The 20,090-nt window shown below is 42.4% G+C and carries 19 protein-coding genes; all 19 read right to left on the bottom strand.

What is annotated here, in order from left to right:
• Nucleotides 1-63: 63 nt before the first annotated feature.
• The 19 genes from BN3282_RS04590 to BN3282_RS04505 all read right to left on the bottom strand — a co-directional run bounded on the left by BN3282_RS04590 (nt 64) and on the right by BN3282_RS04505 (nt 20,089).
• Nucleotides 64-645, bottom strand: coding sequence for a hypothetical protein (locus BN3282_RS04590; protein ID WP_059066999.1), 582 nt, complete (start codon nt 643-645; stop codon nt 64-66).
• On the bottom strand, nt 645-908 hold the full coding sequence (locus tag BN3282_RS14990; RefSeq protein ID WP_205408523.1) for a hypothetical protein: 264 nt from the start codon (nt 906-908) through the stop codon (nt 645-647). Before BN3282_RS14990 ends, BN3282_RS04590 begins: the two co-directional genes overlap by 1 nt.
• On the bottom strand, nt 877-1,506 hold the full coding sequence (locus BN3282_RS04585) for a hypothetical protein (RefSeq protein WP_059066997.1): 630 nt from the start codon (nt 1,504-1,506) through the stop codon (nt 877-879). The genes BN3282_RS14990 and BN3282_RS04585 overlap by 32 nt, the downstream gene beginning before the upstream one ends.
• Nucleotides 1,503-1,745 (bottom strand): hypothetical protein, encoded by a 243-nt coding sequence (locus BN3282_RS04580; protein WP_059066994.1) that lies wholly within the window; start codon nt 1,743-1,745, stop codon nt 1,503-1,505. The genes BN3282_RS04585 and BN3282_RS04580 overlap by 4 nt, the downstream gene beginning before the upstream one ends.
• 16 nt (nt 1,746-1,761) lie before the next feature.
• Nucleotides 1,762-2,289 (bottom strand): AbrB/MazE/SpoVT family DNA-binding domain-containing protein, encoded by a 528-nt coding sequence (locus tag BN3282_RS04575; protein WP_059066992.1) that lies wholly within the window; start codon nt 2,287-2,289, stop codon nt 1,762-1,764.
• A gap of 61 nt (nt 2,290-2,350) precedes the next feature.
• The gene (locus BN3282_RS04570; RefSeq protein ID WP_059066990.1) at nt 2,351-3,061 is read right to left on the bottom strand and encodes a hypothetical protein; all 711 of its coding nucleotides are present in this window, start codon (nt 3,059-3,061) and stop codon (nt 2,351-2,353) included.
• An 18-nt stretch (nt 3,062-3,079) separates the two neighbouring features.
• Complete coding sequence (locus tag BN3282_RS04565) at nt 3,080-5,155, bottom strand: vWA domain-containing protein (protein ID WP_059070275.1); 2,076 nt, start codon at nt 5,153-5,155, stop codon at nt 3,080-3,082.
• A 35-nt stretch (nt 5,156-5,190) separates the two neighbouring features.
• Nucleotides 5,191-5,448: a helix-turn-helix domain-containing protein gene (locus BN3282_RS04560; protein WP_055158158.1), complete on the bottom strand. Its 258-nt coding sequence runs from the start codon at nt 5,446-5,448 to the stop codon at nt 5,191-5,193.
• 8 nt (nt 5,449-5,456) lie between these two features.
• Nucleotides 5,457-7,274, bottom strand: coding sequence for a P-loop NTPase family protein (locus tag BN3282_RS04555; RefSeq protein WP_059066988.1), 1,818 nt, complete (start codon nt 7,272-7,274; stop codon nt 5,457-5,459).
• Between the two features lie 14 nt (nt 7,275-7,288).
• The gene (locus BN3282_RS04550) at nt 7,289-8,080 is read right to left on the bottom strand and encodes a hypothetical protein (protein WP_059066986.1); all 792 of its coding nucleotides are present in this window, start codon (nt 8,078-8,080) and stop codon (nt 7,289-7,291) included.
• A gap of 95 nt (nt 8,081-8,175) precedes the next feature.
• Complete coding sequence (locus BN3282_RS04545; protein ID WP_059066984.1) at nt 8,176-8,808, bottom strand: single-stranded DNA-binding protein; 633 nt, start codon at nt 8,806-8,808, stop codon at nt 8,176-8,178.
• Nucleotides 8,809-9,140: 332 nt separating this feature from the next.
• Nucleotides 9,141-9,578 carry a hypothetical protein gene (locus BN3282_RS04540; protein ID WP_059066982.1) on the bottom strand — a complete coding sequence of 146 codons (438 nt, stop codon included), beginning with the start codon at nt 9,576-9,578 and terminating at the stop codon, nt 9,141-9,143.
• Between the two features lie 12 nt (nt 9,579-9,590).
• A complete protein-coding gene (locus BN3282_RS04535) occupies nt 9,591-10,277 on the bottom strand; it encodes a hypothetical protein (protein WP_059066980.1) in 687 nt (228 codons plus the stop codon).
• Nucleotides 10,278-10,291: 14 nt separating this feature from the next.
• Entirely contained in the window at nt 10,292-10,873 is a 582-nt protein-coding gene (locus BN3282_RS04530; protein WP_059066979.1) for a sigma-70 family RNA polymerase sigma factor, read from the bottom strand.
• Nucleotides 10,874-10,887: 14 nt separating this feature from the next.
• Entirely contained in the window at nt 10,888-11,298 is a 411-nt protein-coding gene (locus tag BN3282_RS04525) for a zinc-finger-containing protein (protein ID WP_055158042.1), read from the bottom strand.
• A gap of 159 nt (nt 11,299-11,457) precedes the next feature.
• Nucleotides 11,458-11,730: a hypothetical protein gene (locus BN3282_RS04520; protein ID WP_055158040.1), complete on the bottom strand. Its 273-nt coding sequence runs from the start codon at nt 11,728-11,730 to the stop codon at nt 11,458-11,460.
• A 492-nt stretch (nt 11,731-12,222) separates the two neighbouring features.
• Complete coding sequence (locus BN3282_RS04515; protein ID WP_059066977.1) at nt 12,223-16,200, bottom strand: VaFE repeat-containing surface-anchored protein; 3,978 nt, start codon at nt 16,198-16,200, stop codon at nt 12,223-12,225.
• A 53-nt stretch (nt 16,201-16,253) separates the two neighbouring features.
• On the bottom strand, nt 16,254-19,490 hold the full coding sequence (locus tag BN3282_RS04510; protein ID WP_059066975.1) for a TraG/VirB4 family ATPase: 3,237 nt from the start codon (nt 19,488-19,490) through the stop codon (nt 16,254-16,256).
• Nucleotides 19,487-20,089: a DUF5038 domain-containing protein gene (locus tag BN3282_RS04505; RefSeq protein WP_059066973.1), complete on the bottom strand. Its 603-nt coding sequence runs from the start codon at nt 20,087-20,089 to the stop codon at nt 19,487-19,489. Before BN3282_RS04505 ends, BN3282_RS04510 begins: the two co-directional genes overlap by 4 nt.
• Between the last annotated feature and the right edge of the window lies 1 nt (nt 20,090).

Raw genomic sequence — 20,090 nt, 5'->3', positions numbered from 1 at the left:
GCCGTTTTGCTATGGTATAAGACATGAAAAGAGCCGTCCATCTGGGCGGCTCGAAGTATTTCGTTAGATGTATGGATTTTCAAACTGGTGGATCCAGATTTCATAGTCTTCTGTCAGCAGTTTTAGCTGCTGGTAAGAGTCAGCCGGATATCCAAGGTCGTGAAAACGCTGAAGAAGGGATTCTTCTGATGAGAAACATTCTTCTATTTCTACACGTTGTCCAAGTGATTCTCCGGAAGGCGTAATGTAAGATTCATTGCAATAGGTCACACAATATTCATCTGGGAAAAAATCACCCGTAAGATCGGTATTATAATAGATTCCACAGCCAGGTTCTATACTTTTCAGTACAAAATGAATCTGGTATGTTTCTGCAATTATTTGATATGCATCATAAAGAGGTGTCCATGCAGTTGACAGTGCAATGAAAACGCTATGTTCATTTTTGTCCATGTCTATAATATTTCCCCGTAAGTATATATTCTCAGTGGGAATTTCTTTAAAAGCAAACCAGTTTCCCAGCCAGGCGTTAGACAAAGGAGTGTTGAAAGAAATAGCTTTGTTTAAATCGTCCCATAAGGCATTCAAGCCGTTTGGATTGTCCGTAGAGTAAAAGTAAACATCATCACAGCAGATATTTGCCATCACTGCACCTCCTCTATCATTTCTTCTACCCGGTCAATTACGCAGTCCAATGTATCATTATAAGCAACATTGCAATCTTGTATTTTCTGATAAATGGTATATGCAGTATTTAAGAGTTCCCTGTCTTCCGACAGTGTTTCATAGGGCAGATTACAGCGTCCAATACCGCTATGTAGTCGGTCTGAACAGCGATTGATAAAGTCTGCTTCCCAATAAGACCGGTGTTGATATTCATAAATGCGATCCTTGCGTTTTTGTATCATATTCTGAAGGAATATGTAGGGAAGGTATTGGTTTAGATTCATTTTGTAACATCTCCTTTTCTGATTGTTGAGGACTGCCGTTATCTGGTTTTATAAACAAAAGGAATTTTCCTTGCAGATCCAGTTTGCGGTCAACCCATTGGTCATTTTCATAAACTTTTCGGGTAATGGTGTTATAGATGATCGGAGTATCTTCGATATGTTCCATATCCACTACCAAACAATCTTTGCGTGCAATATAAGGATAGAGTGCATCCTCAATGCATCCCCTGAGCTTTAGAGCCTGCCTATGCAGGAGTTCCACATCATACGTTTGGGACAATGAATGGTTCATTTCCTTTAGCATTCCGGAAGTGTTGATGATTTCCTGTATAACGGAATATTGTTCTTCTTTCTCTTCATCCGGATTCATTAGAAGTTTTGAAAAAACCACTTCTTTAACAAATGCGGTGGCGGTCTCGTTGATCTGTCTGATCAGAGCCTCGTAAGGCACTTGGTATTGTGTCTTTAGAATATGAAGAGGCACCTGTTCCCGATTTTTCTTTAATGTAGAGAGCAGCTTGCATAGGCTGCTCCCCAATTCATATACATGACTCAAGCACACATCACTTCCGAAACTGGTTCAGAGGTATAGCTTAAATGGTAAATGGTGTTTTGCGTTTCAAATACCACACCATCTGCAGATACTTCCTGAATAGTGATAACTCTGGATGTTATCATAGAACGTGATCCGGTTCCGATAATAACGGCACGTTCCCCAATACGAAGCGGGAAACAGATCTGTCCGGTGAGTAATGTTTCTTTTTTGCAATTAGTATTTATTTTCTGATTCATCATGGTGTTTACACTCCTTTCACTGATTGATATAGCGTGTGATGGCGGCTGCTGTCATTTTTGCACACCCCAGTTCCATTTCGCTGAAATTACGGTCATTGATCGGACAAAGCAGTAATCCAAGTGCCGATCCATATCTGGTTTCACCGGGGATTGGGAAAAAGGCAGATACTGGATACCTGCCGGAAGGAATCGGATAAACGCCATCCTGCAGAGAAAATAACTGCATGGTTTCCTTCTGGACAAATTGACGTATGGTTTCCGTTACCGGCATGTTCAGTGCGGCATGATAATTTTTTACTGCAAGTACTTTTGTTTCATTGCAAAGCAGAATGCGACTGGGAACATTGGCATGAAGAATGTCTAAAAACTCCTTTAGACCTGCATTCAGAGGAATGTATGCGGTCTGTTTACGGAGCAGGATATTCTTTTCATTTGCTTCCAGAGCGAGTAAATCGCCTTCCTCAAGTTTCAGGGCTTTCCGGACCTGAATGGGAATGACGATACGCCCCTGTCGATCCATGTTCAGTAAGGTTGCATATTCCATAAAGTCCTCCTTTCTTTTACAAAAAGAGCAGCCATTGAAGACTGCCCTTTCTAATGTTCTATTACGCAACGTAAAAATTTGGTTCTGCGTATTGTCCTTGGTTATATGGTGCTGCGGCTGGCTGTTGTGCCTGTCTTTGTTGGTTCAGCATCTGCTTACCGTTTATGATTAAGGTCGGTGTATAGGCTGCCTCCCAGTTGGTGATGTAGGAGTCCACTCGTTTTAAAAGGGTATAAAGATCCATATCTGTCAACTGTATGAAAGCAGTTTTTTCTGAAACAAAGCTTTTTGCCTGCATATAGGAACCACCATTTCGATTCTGTTTTTTAATTCCTTTCCCGTTGACAATCTGGATTCTCCAAGGACTGTTCTGAACTTCCTGTTTGCTGTTATACACATGGCGGGATATAAAGAACTGCTGTGCAGTAGAGTATCCGTTCGCATCTGGATTTCCAAAGATTTTGCTCTGACTCCATTCAAATTCCGGGAACCCGGCTGTAATTCTGGTTAAGAGAAATTGGATTTGCTCTGGTGCGAGATGAAATCGGGTAATGATATTCCGATCTCCTGTACCACTGGAGTAATCCTGAATGGAAATCCCAATGAGAGAGTGTGCCTTGTGTCCATTTTCCACATATTCTCCTTTAGCGTGTAGCTGGGCAAAGGAGTTATAGGAAGTAGTAAGCAGTTTGTCGTAAAACGCAATCAGTTTTTTATCCGTTTGGATCTTGCAGATTTGGTCTGTGATACGGTTCTGATATGTTTCATTCATTTTAGTTATCCCTTCTTTCTATTTAAGATATTGTTTTACAAGCTGTGTCATGTTCTTTGGCAGATCCTCTAATCTGGTTATGTCTAAGAAACCATCCTTATAAATTCGGCGTATGTTCTCCTTATCATCCCCAATGGCTGCCGCAAACGTGATTACCCCACGCTTTTGAAATTCTTTCTTGATTCCGCGAAGATCTGCTTCCGCTGCTGTACCAGAGTATCCACCTGCAGCCGGTTGACCGTCAGAAATGATGATCAACAGCTTTCTTGTTTCCGGACGTTTTGCTAAATGCTCTGCCACAAAGCGAAGAGCAGCGCCATCCCGGTTACCTCCTCTGGCTGACATATCCATCAGACGATAACGGTCAGATGCATCCAGAGAATCAAATTCGGCGTATGAATAAAGATCCACATCATCATAACCGGTGGAATGTCCATAAATTGTAATTGGAATTCCCAGGCTGATGCAGAAATCATATAAAACGATTGCTGTTTTTCTTGCATGTGTAATCCGGTCACCCCAGTCCATAGAACCGCTTTCATCCACCAGTAATCCAACTGCCAGTCGCTGTTCATCATTTGGCAGGCGTGTACGGGTAAAGATGGTTCCGTCTTCCCGGTGCAGGACGCGCATATCCAGACGTTTTCCAAACATCAGATTCTTCTGTTTTCCACCTTCTGCTTCATCCTTCAGCAGTGGCAAAATGGAATTTTGCAGACGTTTGGATGCCCGTAAAAGCGGTGTGGCAATCTGACTGTATTCCCGAATCAGGAAATCGGAAACGGTATTCATCCGGTGGACCGTAACGTGGATACCGGCATGTGCATTTCCATAGTTGATTTCATCTGCAGTTTTCTGGAGTTCTTCTGTTAGCTCCTGTTCATACTTTTCTTCCGCAATCCCTGTTGCCACATCTGTTAAGATGCGGGCAAGATCAGATGCGGCATGTTCGTAGCTGGAACCAGAATACTGATTTTCAAAGGTAATCCCCGGATTATTGCCATCCATAATATTTGTTGTTTTGGCAAGTTCAATCCTCCCGCCTTCTTCCTGAAACACCTTCTTAGCAGCTTCCATTAACTCTTGTCTGCCCTTTGGGGAAAGATCCACACCTGGAGCAGAGCCGTTGGAAGGTCCGCCAAGATTTTTGGGGATGCCTCCGTTTTTTCCGATAGGGAGTGGGCTTGCACCGGTTAATTCATTTCCAAGTATCTTTTCTAAGTCATTCGCAGCGCTTTCTTCATCTTGCTTTTCCAATTCTTCCCGCATTTTATCCACCAAAGGTTCAATGTATTTCCAGCAGATGACTGCCAAATGGTTACTGGCTGCCATACGGGCTTTCCCTTCTGGTGCATTTAAGGCTTCATCAATGTATTCGGTGCAGTCCATCAGTGTATCCATATATTCGCCGGAGTAGTCGGTCCGGTTGTTGATGTTGCCAGTCCGGCAGTAGGATAACAGAAGATTACTCATAATAGAAAAGGGTTGGTATCCTTGAGCAATCTGATCGTGGATGTCCGGAATCAGTTCAGTCATGCGGAAATGATTCATCTGGATTCCCTGCTTGAACGTGCCGGGACAGTCTTCACACATACGAGCTTCTATATAGATGTCTTCTAGGATGTTGTTAATTTGTGCAGCACAGCGTGAGAGTGTTAAGCATACAGCTCTATCTTTTTCTTCCATAGCTTCGGTAATGACATCCAGGTTTCTCTGATATTCCGGATAGTTTATTTCCGGTGGTTCAGGATAAAAAATCCCCTGTTCCAATTTTGTAAGATAGAGGTTAAGGGAAGTAAAATCAGAATATCGAAGATGTGCGGTCTCATGCCCGGTAAATCCGCTGATACTCAATGCCCGCAAAAAGCGGGAAGGGAAACTTTGTGTAATGGGGTTCCCGGCATTGCAATGGATTTTATAGTTATCGGTATAAGCAACTCCGGCATCTTCTGATGTATCCCAGTTTGTGATAACCTGTAACCCATAGCGAGAACGGCCAGTAGCCGCTTTCGCCAGGGAAGTCTGGTGCTTTTGGAATGCTGCTGAGAGGAATAGTTCCTCATCTGAAATCTGCAGTTTGGTATCCTGAATCATTCGTTTTAAAGTTTTTTGGTTACTGTTCAATGTATTCACCTTTCCTTCTTTCGCATATTTGTGGTCAAAAGCTCCTCTACTGTACAGCCGTAATAATTCGCCAGGCGAAGGACTGCGTATGCCATGGGAGTAGCTTTGCCATTTTCATAATTCATAACAGTTTTGGTTGGAAGCTGTAGATACCTTGCCAGCGCTTTTTGTGACAATCTGTTTTTCCGGGATTTCCGAAGGAAGACCAGATTTTGTGCCAGTGTAAGGCGAAGCTCCTCTTCTGGATAATTTCGTTTCATCATAACATCACCTATGCCGCAATTACGGTTTCCAGACAACTGCCTTCAATCTCCAAACGGCTTTCTGTATCTGCCGTTACGGAAGAAAGGATCGTATAATGTGCGGCTTCCATTAAATCACCGCATATCATAAAGGATTGTACCCATGCGATTAGTTCTCGGATTCCACAGCATCCATCAGTAATCAGGTTGTCCTGACAATATTGAGCAATGGAGCGTACAATCTGTGCCATGGTGCGAACAGATTTTTTATCTGAGCAGCCGGTAATGGCAAGCACGCGTTCAATCATGGTGTCTTCATCTGGTTCATCCATATCAATGACTAAGTTCATTCTGGAAATGACGGATTGATTCATTGGACGACATCCTGCATAGTCATTGTTGGTTGTAACTACGATGACTGTATCTGAATGGCGTTTGATAACTTCTCCGTTTGGTAGAAATACGCTGTTGCAGCGATCCAAAAGAGAATTTAAACCAACCAGAACACCAGGGTTTGCAATGACCGTAGGCTCTTGGATTTCTACCAGATACCCATTACGGATTGCCTCTACCAGTGGGGTATCCACATAGCGGAAGCGTTGGCTTTTGGATGTTTCTGTATATTTCTGGTGCATTTCTTCAAAAATGTGATCCACTAATGTCTGATAGACTATATCTTCCGTTACTGTTTCATCATAGGTTCCGGTCAACTTTTCGTAGGCAGTAGCCGGATCCAGCATAATGTCCTGGAATGAAGGGAGTTCTGTTTGAATGGATGCCATTTTCCCATCTACATCTGGGAGAATCTGACCAAGCAGATCAAAAATCTCTGTGTTTGCAGAGCAGGTAATACAGCGGTATGGCAGATGCATACCGGCTGCGATTGCCTTGGCACCTTCAGTTTTCCCGGTTCCAGCAGGTCCCCGGAGGAGAAAATTACGCATTGGCTGATTGGTGCTGGTAGTTAATTTGGCATGTTCGCAGATTCTTTGGATTTCCTTTGGTATGATGTACCAGTCTTCAAGGATTGGAACTGTTAATTCTTCTTGGGGAGTGAGTGTCCGGGACTCGGACAGAATGTATTTGCTGACAAAATCACTTTGTAAAATGGCGGTGTGGCTGCGTTTGTAACTGACTCCGCTTTTTAAGACCTGAAAGGTTCCCTGTATCACATCAGTAGGTGCAAATACACCCTTTTGGATGTTTAGAGGAGTAAGTCTTTGAATCAATCCTTTTGCCGGAATATCATTTTTGATATTTCCGGAAGGAAGTGTATCACCATAGCGGATCCGGCGATAAACATTATCGCAGAGAATAGCGGCTGTCTGAGCTGCTTCATCCATATCCGGATACCCGCGTTCCCGTTGCTCTTTCAATTCCTGATATTTTTCACTGAACTCTTCGTCACCAAGGAATGTTGGCATGAGAGCAAAATACAGAGCAGAACCTGAGTTTCCTGTTTCCGTAAATTGGTAAGCTTCGGACTGGGTTTCCAGATCCAGAGGCTGTTCAAATTTACCAGCAATAAACTTTCCAGTGATGCGGTTATAAATCACCACATGGAGTTGTCCGGTTCGGCTTGGATATTCTGCAATCGTAAAATTATTGGACTGACTTCCGATAGCTCCTAATTCTTCCGGAGTTTTTCCGGCTGGAGGATTTTCCAGATCCATATAGGTAAACACTGCCTGTAAAGTTGCGGCGTGGAGTGTTGCCTTTTTTTGTGGCTGGGTACAATATCTGGAAGAAATATTTTTAAATACAGCACTACTGCCTGAATATACATCAAATGGTTCTGGCAGTGAGCGCTGAAAAGTCCATGTTGGTACTAATTTTGTATTTGACATCTTTTGATCCCTCCTTATTCTTTGATCCAGGACAACTCAAGTGCCTGATCTGTTTCTTTTGCGGTCAGATCCTCTTTCTGGAAAAGTGTGATTAAAACATCCCAGTAATTGCGGGGTGGAAAATAGTCAAAGTGGTCTTTAATTTCCGGTGTGTCCCTGTTCTGAATATAAATCTGTCCGGATTCATTGATATAAAGTTTCTTATGTCCTTTGGCATGTAACTGCCCAATGAGATTTTCCAGCTTAACTTTTCCTATGAGAGTATACCAAGACTCTGGATCGGCTTCTGGTGTATCTCCTTCTTCAGAATGGATGTTCGATTTCTTTAAACTGGAAATTGTGAGCATCTGAAGTTCCAGGTATCCATACGGGTTCATGCGAACTTCTGCAAAATTATAGTCCTCTGTATGAAAGGTACGAAGCCGTATGGTATAGCCACTTAGTAGCTGCTCCATAGAGGGGTGTTTCTGAAACTCCCAAGTGGCATCTGGAAAGGCAGCTTGTAGCTTATCTGTAATTTGATAACTAATTTGTCTCCAGAGAAGCTTTTCTGCATCAGTGACCGGTTCCGTATTTTTCAGCCACGTCCAGGGTTTTTGGTGTCCTTTTGTCCGGCGATAAGACAGTTTGCGTGAAAGTCTTGGAAAAGCCGGAAGAATCAGGGAACCAATAACCAGGAAAAGACCAGAAATTCCGATACCTGCAAGTAGGAAATGATTTTTACTGTTTGGAATAAAAAGCAGTGTTACAAATAGGATAGAAACAATCATACATAAAGTTTTAGGTGTTTTTCTTTTTGATTTCATGTGCGTTTTCTCCTTTCAGAAAAAAAGGAACTGCAGAAGGTCAGTATTACTGACCAGATGCAATTCCTCTTGATTTACAGTTCATTGATTTGTTTTTACGGGAATGGAAGCTGCTGTGGTGGCATGCTTTCCGGAATATTGGTAAATCCATCTCCAGAATAATTGCCTGCGACTGGTGCTGCATTTGCAGGATTTCCCTGTGGCATCGAATAACCAGCCTGTGTTTGTGGCATCTGCTGTCCCATTGCATTCTGCATGGTTGGGCTTGCGGGCATTGCCCCGTTCATTCCCATGGCAGGTCCACCAGGATATGCAGAACCCGTACCCGGTGCTGCAGGTGGTGGAGTAGTTCCGGCGGCAGGATTTGCAGTGCCTGCCATTGCATTTCCATCAGTGCGGTTCGCTGGTAAGAACTGCCAGTCTTTTACCGTAATATGAGCGTCTAAACCCGGCTGACCGGCACGTTCCCCTTTCTGATAAAGAAATGGGCGTAGTTCCAATTCACCGTATACCAGTAAGCAGGTTCCTTTTTTGACACCTGCTTTCCCAAGACGGTCAGCAAGAAACTTGTTGCAGTAGCACTGATAGAAAACGGCTTCATCGTTTCCGTCGGCGCCTCTCTGGTTGGTTGCAAGTCCAAGGTTTATATATTCTGTACCTGTGGTTCTCCCTTGCTGTATAACCGGATCGGCAGTTACCCTTCCTGTTACTAAGATGATTGATGACATAAAAATCTCCTTTCTGCCTCTATGGGCGTTAAAATAATAAAATAGGTTAAAATAAAAAAAGTGCCATTATAGCACCGTATAAAACGGCAGTATAATGACACGATTTTCCAACTTAAACTGCATGTGTTCTGGATGAATGGTCCAGACTCCCGAAAATGGGAACACACAAAAACTCAAATACAATATTATACTAACACAAGATATAGATATAGTCAATGATACAAATACAAGATATGGATAAAATGAAAAATGGGTAGGAGATAAGAGAGTAAACAATAGAATGTTTGGAGCCATCTGACTAGAATATGACCAGGTGACTCCAAATATTTTGATTAAGATTCTAGATTTGTTTTGTCTATGGAAGAAAGCTCCTCATACCCCAATAGTTCCGGGCGGGGATTGTTCTCCATTTGCAATCCGGCTTGACGACGAAAATAAAGCCGGTAATGATGACCGGTTAAAAGTTTGGAGTGCTTATCCAGTGTAAAGCGGTATTCTGTTTGATCAGCAGTCTGAAATAAAATCTGTTGATGCTTAGTGAGGGGACTGACTTCTCTTTTGATGCAGGTTCCGATAAGTTCTGTATACGCTTGCTTTTTAGCGGTACGCAAAAGAGCAAGGACACGTATGATGCTGCCTACACCAATCAGAAGACTCATAATGAGGAAAATATGATCTTTGGTATGTAGTCCATAGACACATCCGAAAAGGACACAGAAAAAGCCGATTGCCCCTTGGACAATCAGCTTGGAAAGTAATGGTTTTGGCATTGCGGCTCCTTTCTATAGTTTTTCAAATGCAATTTGTTTGTTCAGATATAAATTAGTGACAGCCTCAAGTATTGGATATTGGGTATGATTTAGCTGCAGATTTTCGGCAACGGTATGAAAGGTGGCGTCAGTGCTGTCGTAAAGGTGGGATAGGAGCTGACGGTTATCTTTGGGAAACACACCATGTTCTACACAGGCAGCTAGCTCTGCAGTAGATATTTGCATCCGTTTTGCAATTTGCAGGACAACCTTTTCCATGGGCGAGAGGGGGACCTTTCTAAAGAAATATGCCATGTCGGTTTTCTCTATTTTCCGTTTGAGATAGAGATAAATGCAGGAAAACAGTTGAGTGGCAAAATTGTCTTTCAGTGGACAGAGATACAATTCACCTAAAAGCCGGTACAAGGCATCTATACGTGTAAGACCGTCTCCTTTCACTATCAATCCCCGAACAATCAGTCGGTTCAGATAAGGCTCCATAGGAATGTTTTCAGAACGGTTGTGGAGCTTTAAACGTTCTGAAAATGCAGTATGCAATTCGTGAATCTGGCGTATGTGAAATGCCAGACAGCTCCATAGGATAAATTCTTCTTCACTTAATCCATATTCTCGGTGATTATTTATAACTATGGGCGTTTTATGGTTTTTAAGGCAATCTTCAAATCGTAAGATTCCGACTGCAGTATATAGTGTCAACATGGCATCTTCTCCCTTCAGGATAGCAGGGCATACAAGGTGGCATCTTGTTGCAAGTATTTGCGGGCTTTACTCTTCCATGCTCTGACATGACTTGCCGGAACTCCATAATGTTTGGAAATTTCCTGACTGGTATAGCCGTTTTGCTGAAGCAATAATGCCTGTATTCCCTTTTTTATGGTGGTGCAGTTTACATTCTGCAAGGTCTGCAGGTATTCATAGATGGATCGGAGATTATGTTCCTGTTCCAAATTCTGCAAGGAAGAGGTATCTGCAAGGAGCTGCTGATAAGAGGTATCTGTTTCATTATCTGCGATAGCATCCATGGAACAAGTATATGTTCGCTCCTTTTGCAGGCTTCTCCAGTAATCGTAGATGGCATTTCGAATAACAACTTTTGCATAGGTTTCAAAAGGACGGTTTCCGTCGTAATTCATTGCTGCTTTACATAGAGCAAGGTTGCCGATCTGGAGAAGATCCTGGCGTTCATCATAGGAGACATACCTGCAACCGCAGGTTAAAGTTTGAATGACTTTAGCAACTATTGAAAGATGATCTTCCGTAAGTTTTCGTTCTATGTCTGTCATTGGTATAATCATAATCCCACCGCCTTTCAACTGGCAGCCCGAAGTGGGATGTGGTTATTGCGGAGGATTTTCATGGATTCACAGATGAGTTGTTCACACATATACAGATCAAACTCTCCGATATGGGCTTCTTTAGCAGTTAAACAAAACTTGTCGGCAATCCAACGGTATGCATCTGATTTGGAGAGAATGTGATTCTTCCAAATCTGGTCAAAAGTCTGATGTGCCTGGATACGCTTGAAACGAAGCTGCTTGTCGGCAAGTGTTCCTTTAGCGATATTTGTTCCCGGATGAACCCCTACATAAGAATTACATTCCGGATAGCGACTGCATACATAAACTTTTCCGCCTTTGGATTTGCTTCCATACACATAGGAAGCATCTTTTAAAATTGCTGTACTGCCACAATATGGGCAGCGAATTGGTTTCTGTTTCATAAAGATTCACCTCGCTTACGTTTTTAAAACGTAGAAAACATCTGAAATAATAGTTTCTTACGTTTTTTATACGTATATTGTAAGAAAGCGGGTGACGAATTCCCATGTATTGGGCAGTGAAACAGATCCCAGATACGAACCAAATGCCAGAAGCCGTTGCTAGTATTCCGGATAGAACAATGCTTTGATCAGTGGGAATAATCCACTGTCCGTAAAACGGGGATAGTTTACCGGAGTAAAAATAAATCCTGCACAAAATAACCGCAATAGATATAAGCCGACCAGAATTAAACATAAATAATAAAGGCGGCGGGTGCGGATGGTCCAAGGTCTGCGTGGACGAAATTTGAAATACAGGATGATAAGTGCGGGCAGAAAAATCAAGCGGGTAAATATCATATCCATCCCCTGTAATATCAGAATCAAGTTCATTCTACGTACACCTCCTTTTTTATTCTGTACGCAAGATTTGCGAAAATCGCAACTTTACTGTCACCAGTTATAATGTGCATTTTCCTGATACCTGAGAAGAGCGATACAAGGGCAGGGTTTTCCTGCTAGATGGATGGATTTTAGGTAGGAGCTGTAAAGAGCAAGAAACTCATCTAGTGTAATGGCATCGGCACATTCGCTTGGTTCAGGTATCCGGGAGAAGATTATTTCTGCGTCTGCCATGGTCAGGACACAAGGAATATCGGAGGAATCCAGATGATACAAAAAATGAGAGCCATTGCAAAAACTACGGGTATCACAGGAGACACAACGTACATAGACGCAGTTATGCCAGTTGCCGTTACACAGATCTAAAAAGTGCCGCAGATGTTTGGCATCGGCATTGATATGGGATTGTTTCATATTCATCACCTTAAAAACAGGCAGCCTGTGAAAGACTGCCTGTAAAAAATCATGGTTATCAGTTTGAAATTATTTTTTTCGTTTCTTAAAATACAAAACTCCAAATCCGATAGCAGTCAGAAGTGCTGTGCCTGCAAGAATGATAAATGGCAGAAGCGTAGTGTCATCCCCTGTTTTTACCGGTGGAGTCGTTTTTGGCGGTTCTTTAGGTGTTTCTGTCAGTTTGACGGTCTGTCCTTCGTCTTTGATGTCCTCGTGGGAAGTAATTTCAGTTTCGACATCACCATCTAAGAGGAAGAGTTTCTCAAAGACAACCACATCGTGTCCGTTTAATTCACTGGCATCAAAGGTAAATGTTACATCCACAGAACCGTCAGATTCTTTCGGAGAAAACTCAGTTTCGGCAGTTACTGTTTTTTCGTTTACGAGAATTGCTTTCCCCGTTTCTTTATCCATGAGGATTCCAACAAGTTTATATTTTGCTTTTGGAATCAAGTTTTTATAGGTTACGGTATCTATGATGGTAGCTTCTTTGGATGACAGAACTTCTTTATCATCATCTGCTCCATCTTTGGCTGTTGTTTTGATTTCCGGGAAGTAAATGCTCTGTTCATGGTCGTCAATGTCAGCGTGAACGGCAATTTCTTTTTCTTTGTAAGAAACGGATTCAAAAACAACGATGATTTTGCCTCTCAGCGCGCTGGCATCAAACGTAAAGGAAAGTTCCACATTCCCATCTGCTTTTTCAGGAGTGAAGGTTGTCCGGGCGGTAATTGGTTTTCCATCTACCTCCAGAGGTTTTTTCGTTTCCTTATCCATCAAAGTTCCGGTAAGTGTATATTCTTTTCCTGGAATTAGATTTTGATAGGATACAGTATCAATCAAAGTGATTTCTTTTTCCGGTTTTGCATAGTGATTGCCGGAAACGTTATCTTTCGCTGTCGTTTTGATTTCTGGGAAGTAAATAGTCTGTCCCTCATCCTTCAAGTCGGCGTGGACAGCAAATTCTTTTCCTTCATAGGAAACAGATTCAAAGACAACGACAGTTTTTCCAGCCAATGTGCTGCCATCAAACGTAAATTGTACGTCTACTGTACCTTCAGCGGTTTCCGGAGTGAAGGTGGTTTCCGCAGTTACCTTTTTATCGTCGATCACAACAGCTTCTCCGGTTTCCTTATCCATCAGGGTTCCGGTCATTACATATTCTTTTCCCGGAAGGAGATTTTTATAGGTTACGGTATCCACAAGTGTTACTTCCTTGTCGGCAAGAGAAAGATTGCTGTCTGTATTGGTATCCTTCGCCGTCGTCTTGATTTCCGGGAAGTAAATGGTCTGATCTTCATCTTCAATATCTGTATGGACTGCCAGTTTCAGATCATCCTGATACAGTTCCTCGAAGACAACGATTGTTTTTCCTCGAAGTGAAGTAGCATCAAAAGTAAATTTCACTTCAGTCGATCCAGATGTTTTCTTTGGCTTGAAAGTAGTTTCGGCAGTTACTGGCTTTCCGTCCACTTCAATCGGTTTTCCTGTTTCTTTATCCATCAAGGTGCCAAGAAGCTTATAGGATTGTCCTTTCTTGAGACCTTCATACTCTACGGTATCAATGATCGTGATTTTCTCTTCAGGCTTGCTCAGATGAGATTCCGTATCTTTATCGAGCGCAGTTGTGCCGATGGTGATTCGGTCGTCTGTTAAAGTACCCATGTCGATCACCACATGGTTACGATATACTTCCACCTCAATCTTCAAGAGATTCATTCCCTCGTTGGTTTCACAACGCTGCTCTTCCAAAATATAAGTATCGTAGATTAAAGCGCCTTTGGAATCATCCGGTTTAGAAGTGCCAAACCAGATGCCATCTTCCGAAGTTTCTCCACGATTGGTGTTTGCCGTATGCTTATTCCATTCTGCAGATGTACTGGCATATCCATTTTTATCGGTTACAATCGTATGGCTTTCTCCAGTTGTTTTGGAGGTGATGGAAAATGGCACGTTAGCTAAACGATTCAAATCACCATCAGAGACTTTGACAAATTCTAAATCCCCGCGGATGATCTGATTGAGGATTGCATGTTCTTTGGAAGTCAGGTCTATGATTTTACCATTTTCCTGAATGTCAAATTCTTGCGAGAGTTTACCTTCGTTTAAATAACCATCCGGAGCTTCTGTTTCGTCTATGCGGTAATGACCGTAAGGGAGAGCATCTTTAGCAGTAGCAGCGGCGCCACTCTTGTCTGTTTTCAGAGTCAGTACGACCTGTCCGCTTTCATAGAGTTTTTCATTTACGAGAACCGGATGAGTGCTTAAATTGGTAATAGTAAAAGTAGCACCTTCTAAAGTGGCGTTACCCTGCGGTTTTGTTTCACCGGTTTCAATATCCCGTTTTTGAACTTTTACCCCACCTCGGATCACCTGGTTTGCAATGGAAGTATCTTTGCTGGTCAGATTTACCATTTCGCCATCTTTGGTAATCTCAAATTCCAATGTTTTTGCACCATCTTTCAAGTAACCAGTAGGTGCTTGGGTTTCCTCAATACGGTAATGACCGACAGGAAGCGCTTTTTCTTCCGTAGAAGCAAGACCATTTTCATCGGTAATAATGGTAAGGCACATTTCATCTTTCTGATACAGTTTGCCATTTACCCATACTGGCTGCTCGTTTAATGTGGTAATGGAAAATGTAGCGCCGGCAAGAGTCGCATTTCCCTGAGACACAGTATCTTGTGTTTCCAGATCCCGTTTCTGTACCTTCACGCCGCCACGATAAACCTGTTCTTCTACATTGGAAGCATTGTATATGGATACACTTTCCTGACTTCCGGATCCGGTAATCTTCTGTACAAAGACTGTTTCATTTAGAAAATAGTTCTTTGGAGCTTTGGTTTCCTGAATGGTTACAGTTCCGATTGGAAGACAAACAGTCTTTTTATCAGATGCATAATAAAATTCATCTCCGGATACAAAATAATCCTTGGTAAAGTGCATCTCACCAGAAGCATTCGTTTTCATTACCCAGGTACGTACCGGTTTCTTTCCGCTTGCGGCAGGATCGGTATCAGAAAGCTCTGTATAAAACTTAATGGTGAACTCAGCATTTGCAAGAGAAGAATTTCCCTGTGGTTTTCCTTCACCCGTCTCCAGATCCAGTTTTTGCAGAATCAGAGAAATTGGATTGTTCTGTGGAATGTCACTTGATTTTACAGTGCTGGTTTCTTCTGGTTTGACGTTCACATCATGGGCGGTAGCATCCACGATAAAGCCGGCTGGTGCGGAAATCTCTTTCACTGTGTAACTGCCTTCTTCAAGTTCTTTTGATTTCGCATAGCCATTTTTATCTGTTGTTAAAGTCTGAATCAGCTTGTCCCCTTTGTAGATGCCATATTTTGCACCTTCTAAAGTATAATTTCCATTTCCATCAGAAATGGATGGATTAGCAGAAGATTTCTGAAGTTCTATCCAGCCGTTCGGAACCTGATACCAGCTTCCGGCAAAGGTTTGGTTTCCGCTTCCAGGAACAAGAAAAGCACGAAAATTTTCCGGTGGAGCAGGCAGTTCACTGATTCCCTGTACTACTTCCAGAGTTTTATCAATAAAGCTTTGCGGGGCACCATGGAAAGCACCAGTATCTCCCGTATTTCCAGCATAGATATATGCAACAGCCAGATGTCCGATAACATAAGCATTGTCATCGCTCCAGCCCTGGAAATATTTCTCTTTTGTTACGGTATCATATCCGTAGCCGCCATTTAAATAGTAAAGAGCTTTACGAAGAGGGGAAGTTTTTTCCAGTAGATTATAAGAATATGTTCCACTTGGCGGGGTGTGTTTTAGGGGTTCTACGCAGTATGCAGTATTGCTGCCATCAAAGGTCATTCGTGACGTAAAATAATCACCATAGGCGATGGATGGTCCGGCATGGAAATCGATAGTCCCATCAGCTGCATGGACAGGTGTGACTGACGAGAACAGAGCGCCGATTGCAATGAAAACTGCAAGTAGGAATGCAAACAGGCGGGTATATGGTAATTTTGTTTTTTGTAACATAAGTCTCCTCCTTTTCAAATGAAAACAGACAGCCAATAGGAGCTGCCTGTTTGTTACCCGGCTTTTTCATTCTGGCGTTTGAGAATTTCCAGAAGTTCCTGCCGGTCTGTGGTGATGAGTTCTTTTTCCAGATTGGAAGCTTTAAACTCCACCGTAATATTATTGTTATTTGTAGAAATCAGTCCGTTTCCTCGTTGGAAATGAGTGATGTTCATAACCTCTGTTTCAGAAAGGTGCAGGATATTTTTCACTCGCTGCGCCTCCTCGTCTTCCATATTGAGGATAATCTTGGTTTTACAGTTGTTGATGATACCTTTTCCGTATTTTCCATCATCCAGTGCAAAAAAGTCGTTTAAGTCCTGAGTGGCAAAGATGCCTGCACCAGAGTAGGCTCGGATGATTTTGGCGATTTCCAGCACGAATTCTGCAGCAAGGCGGTTACTGGAAGCACCGATTAGTTGCCATACCTCATCTACAAAAATGGCTTTTTCTTCCGTACGGTTTTCTTTGGCTTTGTCCCATACGAAGTCAAGGGCAACAAACATTCCGACAGTCAGCAGGTCGCTGGATCCGGTCAGCTCAGAAATATCCAGAACGGTATATTTGTTGGATAGATCCACATTGGTTTGCTGGTTAAAGGAAGATGCAGAACCATGTACCAGTCGGTTTAGAATGTGAGCGAGACGCTTGGTGTCTTCACTTTCCATCAAGACATTGTATACATCACCCAGGATTGGCATTTCCTTGTACTGATCCGGATGTTTCGGATCAATCAAGGACTCATTTTTATGAGTGATGCCTTTTCTTGCATAGGTCTTGATGAGAGCTTCATCCAAAAGTTGTTTTTCTTCGTGGCTCATATCAGGGATGAGCAGGGAGAAGAAAACATGCAGTCGTTGTATTTTTCCGGCTAAAGCAGAAGCATCCAGCGTTGGTCCATCTAAGAGTTCATTTACAGAGTTATCTACTTTTCGGATTTCCATGACATTGATGCAGTTTTTACTGGCAGGGGAAATCTGAATAAAAGTTCCGCCTACATTTCTTGCAGCACGATAAAATTCATGTCCTTTCAATGGAGCAATGATAAATACCTGAATGCCTTTCCTGCGCATCCGGAGAGCCATAGTCTGCATGGTGAAGGTTTTTCCGGCTCCGGATGTTCCAAGAATGGAAATGTTGGAATTCTTATACTGTTTGGAGTCAAAAATATCGGCGATGACCAAGGAGTTATTATGTTTGTTGACACCAAAAAGAATGCCGTTGTCATCACAAATGCTATAACTGACAAATGGATAACAGCTTGCTGCACCGGTAGTCAGCGTATTGCGTTTGGAAAGTTCGTAAAGTTTTTTGTCCAGGCTGACCAGCGGAAGAGAAGACAGGAATCCTTGCTCTTGCAGAAAGTAACAGGAGCGAAGATCCATGTCTTGAGAAATCAGCAGCTTTTTCATTTCCTGAATCCTCCACTGGAGTTCTTCCAGATTGTTAGCTGTGATTGTAATCAGCAGGTTCATATAGTAGAAGTCTTCATTGTTGGAGAGTCCCTGCTTTAAAAAATAACCGGAACGGATGGCAGAATCCAGATCATCGAAGTCTGCATTCGTATCGGAAGCGTCTTTGATCTTGGAACGATTGATACGAATTTGTTGTCCCAAACGCTGCTGTATCTTATCCTTTGGCTGTTTGTGGAGATAAAAATCCACATCAATTCCTTCGCCGGCATTGATAAGCAGTGACAGCCAACCAGGTGCGACTTTTGGCTTATATCCGTCACTAGGAACCAAAAGATAGGCATGATAGACACCGTTAATCAATACATAGTTACTGTGCTTGAAATCTACGGATTCCGGAGCAATAAATTCATTGATATGTATGGCATCCATTTCAGCTTCCCTGCCGGTTTCTTCATAACGAGTCAGTACCTGATTGATACGCTTTGGAAGTGGAACCTCTGTGGATTTGGTACGGTTTAACAGGGTGTAAAGGACATCCGTAGTAAACTCGTCTTCATTATCGTGGGATACCACTTCATTTCCGCATTGGTACAGGAAGGTTTTGGCGGTCTGGGCTGCGGTTTCAAGAGCTGCCAGAATTTCAGTTTCTTCTACTTTTCGATTTACATTGAATGGTTCATATTCAAAAATCAGGAAGAACCGACGGGATACAGCTTCTCTGGAGCTTAACCGGCGTACAAACTGAATATAGTCTTTCTGAAGTTGTCTGCAGTTAGGATCTGTTTCACGTTCCAGTTCCAACTGAGCCTGGTTCAGATGCTTGTTGATGTCTGCTTTTTTGGAAATCATCTTGATCTGAAGTTTAACCGGGCTGATCTTCAGATAGGAAATAAAACTGAAGATAATGCTTTGCTGCTCTCTGGTACTTCTAAGTAAAAAGTTGATTGGCTCAATTTCCAGAATCTTGACATACCGGTGATCTGTTGTGTAGATGACACCATTGGCAATCTTCTCAATCGGCAGATAATCCTCCAGAGTCATATCCCTGCGTTTTTTCTTCTTTGGTTTAGACGAAGCAGGAGCAGTATTTATATCAGAAGCCGGATGCTCACGTTCTTTATCAGCCTGTTTTGTAGCTTTGATTTCCGCTTTTTTTTGACGATTTTCTTCCTGGACTCTGCGTTTTTCTTCCTGTTTCTGGCGCTTTAATTCTGTGCGTACTGCACGTTTTGCCTGTTTCTGTGCTTTCTTTAGTTGACGATTCTCATATTTCAAGATCCGAATATCTTCACGAGCCTGCTTGCGGATTCCGCGTTTTGTGGAAGTATCAAACTGGCGACGCTCTCTTTTTTTAGAAATTGCTACATCGTGAGAAGAAATCTCATCAGAAACACAACCCTCATATTTGTCAGACTGTCCGGATGCTGTCATGGAAGCTGCTGATTTTTTCTTGGGATGTTTGTGTTTCTTTGCTTTTGGTTCTTTATTCCGCGGTTTTTTGATACGATGCTTATTTTTCGGATCTGGATTTACATCTATGCGGTAGATGACGCGCCGGTTTTTGAGAAAACGCAGGGCGTTCATTAAAAAAGCACTGATACTTTCTCCACCGATTCCAATTAAAGAAATCATAGCTGCCGGAAGGGCTGTCATACAAAGAATGATAATGCGTACCGTCAAAGACAGTGGGAGCTGAATCACTGGAACTGCAATCAAAACAGCTAAGATGCCTCCTTCAATGGCATTGCGGATTTTAAACATACCGCCCATGAAGGTTCCTTTTTCGATGAAGTTTCGAGGAATGAAGACGATGGTTTGCTTTTCAGAATCATTCATGGCTGCACCTCCTCAGCTTCCGTTGTGGTTTTGTGATCAGATGGTTGTTTTTCCGGTTCAGTTTCTTTCGTATCGTCGTAGCCGCCTTCGGGTAACAGTTCAATTTCTTCTGTTGTCAGGACCGGGAGATTTTCATCCGTTTGCTGTTCATAGGTTTTTATTTCTTCTGTACCGGGAGTTCGTTCTTCTCCATAGAAAAAGCGTCCGATGGAAGAACTGTAATAAACAGGAAGAACGGAATCATCCGATAACCGGAAAGAAAAGCCGATGTCAGAAGCATTTGGGTAAGTAGTTTTGTCTGCTAAGAACTGAACGGAAGTTATCGAAGAGTTCCCGGTATCGGTAAGATACGTTTGCAACTCCTGACGTAAAGTTTCTATCTGCCCTTTTGAGAAAAAGTTTTGCAAGGCACTAAAATCCAAAAAGGTGAGTGCTGTCTTATTTGAGGATTGTTCCGTATCCGTAGTTTCTTCCTCAGTTGGAGCAGAAGAAGCAGGCTTTTCTCCCCGTTTCTCTTTAAAAAGATGAGGGAGAACAAATCCGACTGCAATTAAAAAAACCATCATCAGGATGGATAAAATAACTTTTTTTCTATTCATA

Source organism: Mediterraneibacter massiliensis (assembly GCF_001487105.1).
GTDB classification, from domain to species: domain Bacteria; phylum Bacillota; class Clostridia; order Lachnospirales; family Lachnospiraceae; genus Mediterraneibacter; species Mediterraneibacter massiliensis.
The sequence above is the reverse complement of the archived record's forward strand: the minus strand, read 5'-3'. Positions and strand labels throughout refer to the sequence as shown.

What these genes read in the sequence shown, in the direction of transcription:
- BN3282_RS04590 (WP_059066999.1), bottom strand. Translation starts at nt 645, where the DNA reads ATGGCAAATATCTGCTGTGATGATGTTTACTTTTACTCTACGGACAAT.
- BN3282_RS14990 (WP_205408523.1), bottom strand. Translation starts at nt 908, where the DNA reads ATGATACAAAAACGCAAGGATCGCATTTATGAATATCAACACCGGTCT.
- BN3282_RS04580 (WP_059066994.1), bottom strand. Translation starts at nt 1,745, where the DNA reads ATGATGAATCAGAAAATAAATACTAATTGCAAAAAAGAAACATTACTC.
- BN3282_RS04575 (WP_059066992.1), bottom strand. Translation starts at nt 2,289, where the DNA reads ATGGAATATGCAACCTTACTGAACATGGATCGACAGGGGCGTATCGTC.
- BN3282_RS04570 (WP_059066990.1), bottom strand. Translation starts at nt 3,061, where the DNA reads ATGAATGAAACATATCAGAACCGTATCACAGACCAAATCTGCAAGATC.
- BN3282_RS04565 (WP_059070275.1), bottom strand. Translation starts at nt 5,155, where the DNA reads ATGATTCAGGATACCAAACTGCAGATTTCAGATGAGGAACTATTCCTC.
- BN3282_RS04560 (WP_055158158.1), bottom strand. Translation starts at nt 5,448, where the DNA reads ATGATGAAACGAAATTATCCAGAAGAGGAGCTTCGCCTTACACTGGCA.
- BN3282_RS04555 (WP_059066988.1), bottom strand. Translation starts at nt 7,274, where the DNA reads ATGTCAAATACAAAATTAGTACCAACATGGACTTTTCAGCGCTCACTG.
- BN3282_RS04550 (WP_059066986.1), bottom strand. Translation starts at nt 8,080, where the DNA reads ATGAAATCAAAAAGAAAAACACCTAAAACTTTATGTATGATTGTTTCT.
- BN3282_RS04545 (WP_059066984.1), bottom strand. Translation starts at nt 8,808, where the DNA reads ATGTCATCAATCATCTTAGTAACAGGAAGGGTAACTGCCGATCCGGTT.
- BN3282_RS04540 (WP_059066982.1), bottom strand. Translation starts at nt 9,578, where the DNA reads ATGCCAAAACCATTACTTTCCAAGCTGATTGTCCAAGGGGCAATCGGC.
- BN3282_RS04535 (WP_059066980.1), bottom strand. Translation starts at nt 10,277, where the DNA reads ATGTTGACACTATATACTGCAGTCGGAATCTTACGATTTGAAGATTGC.
- BN3282_RS04530 (WP_059066979.1), bottom strand. Translation starts at nt 10,873, where the DNA reads ATGATTATACCAATGACAGACATAGAACGAAAACTTACGGAAGATCAT.
- BN3282_RS04525 (WP_055158042.1), bottom strand. Translation starts at nt 11,298, where the DNA reads ATGAAACAGAAACCAATTCGCTGCCCATATTGTGGCAGTACAGCAATT.
- BN3282_RS04520 (WP_055158040.1), bottom strand. Translation starts at nt 11,730, where the DNA reads ATGAACTTGATTCTGATATTACAGGGGATGGATATGATATTTACCCGC.
- BN3282_RS04515 (WP_059066977.1), bottom strand. Translation starts at nt 16,200, where the DNA reads ATGTTACAAAAAACAAAATTACCATATACCCGCCTGTTTGCATTCCTA.
- BN3282_RS04510 (WP_059066975.1), bottom strand. Translation starts at nt 19,490, where the DNA reads ATGAATGATTCTGAAAAGCAAACCATCGTCTTCATTCCTCGAAACTTC.
- BN3282_RS04505 (WP_059066973.1), bottom strand. Translation starts at nt 20,089, where the DNA reads ATGAATAGAAAAAAAGTTATTTTATCCATCCTGATGATGGTTTTTTTA.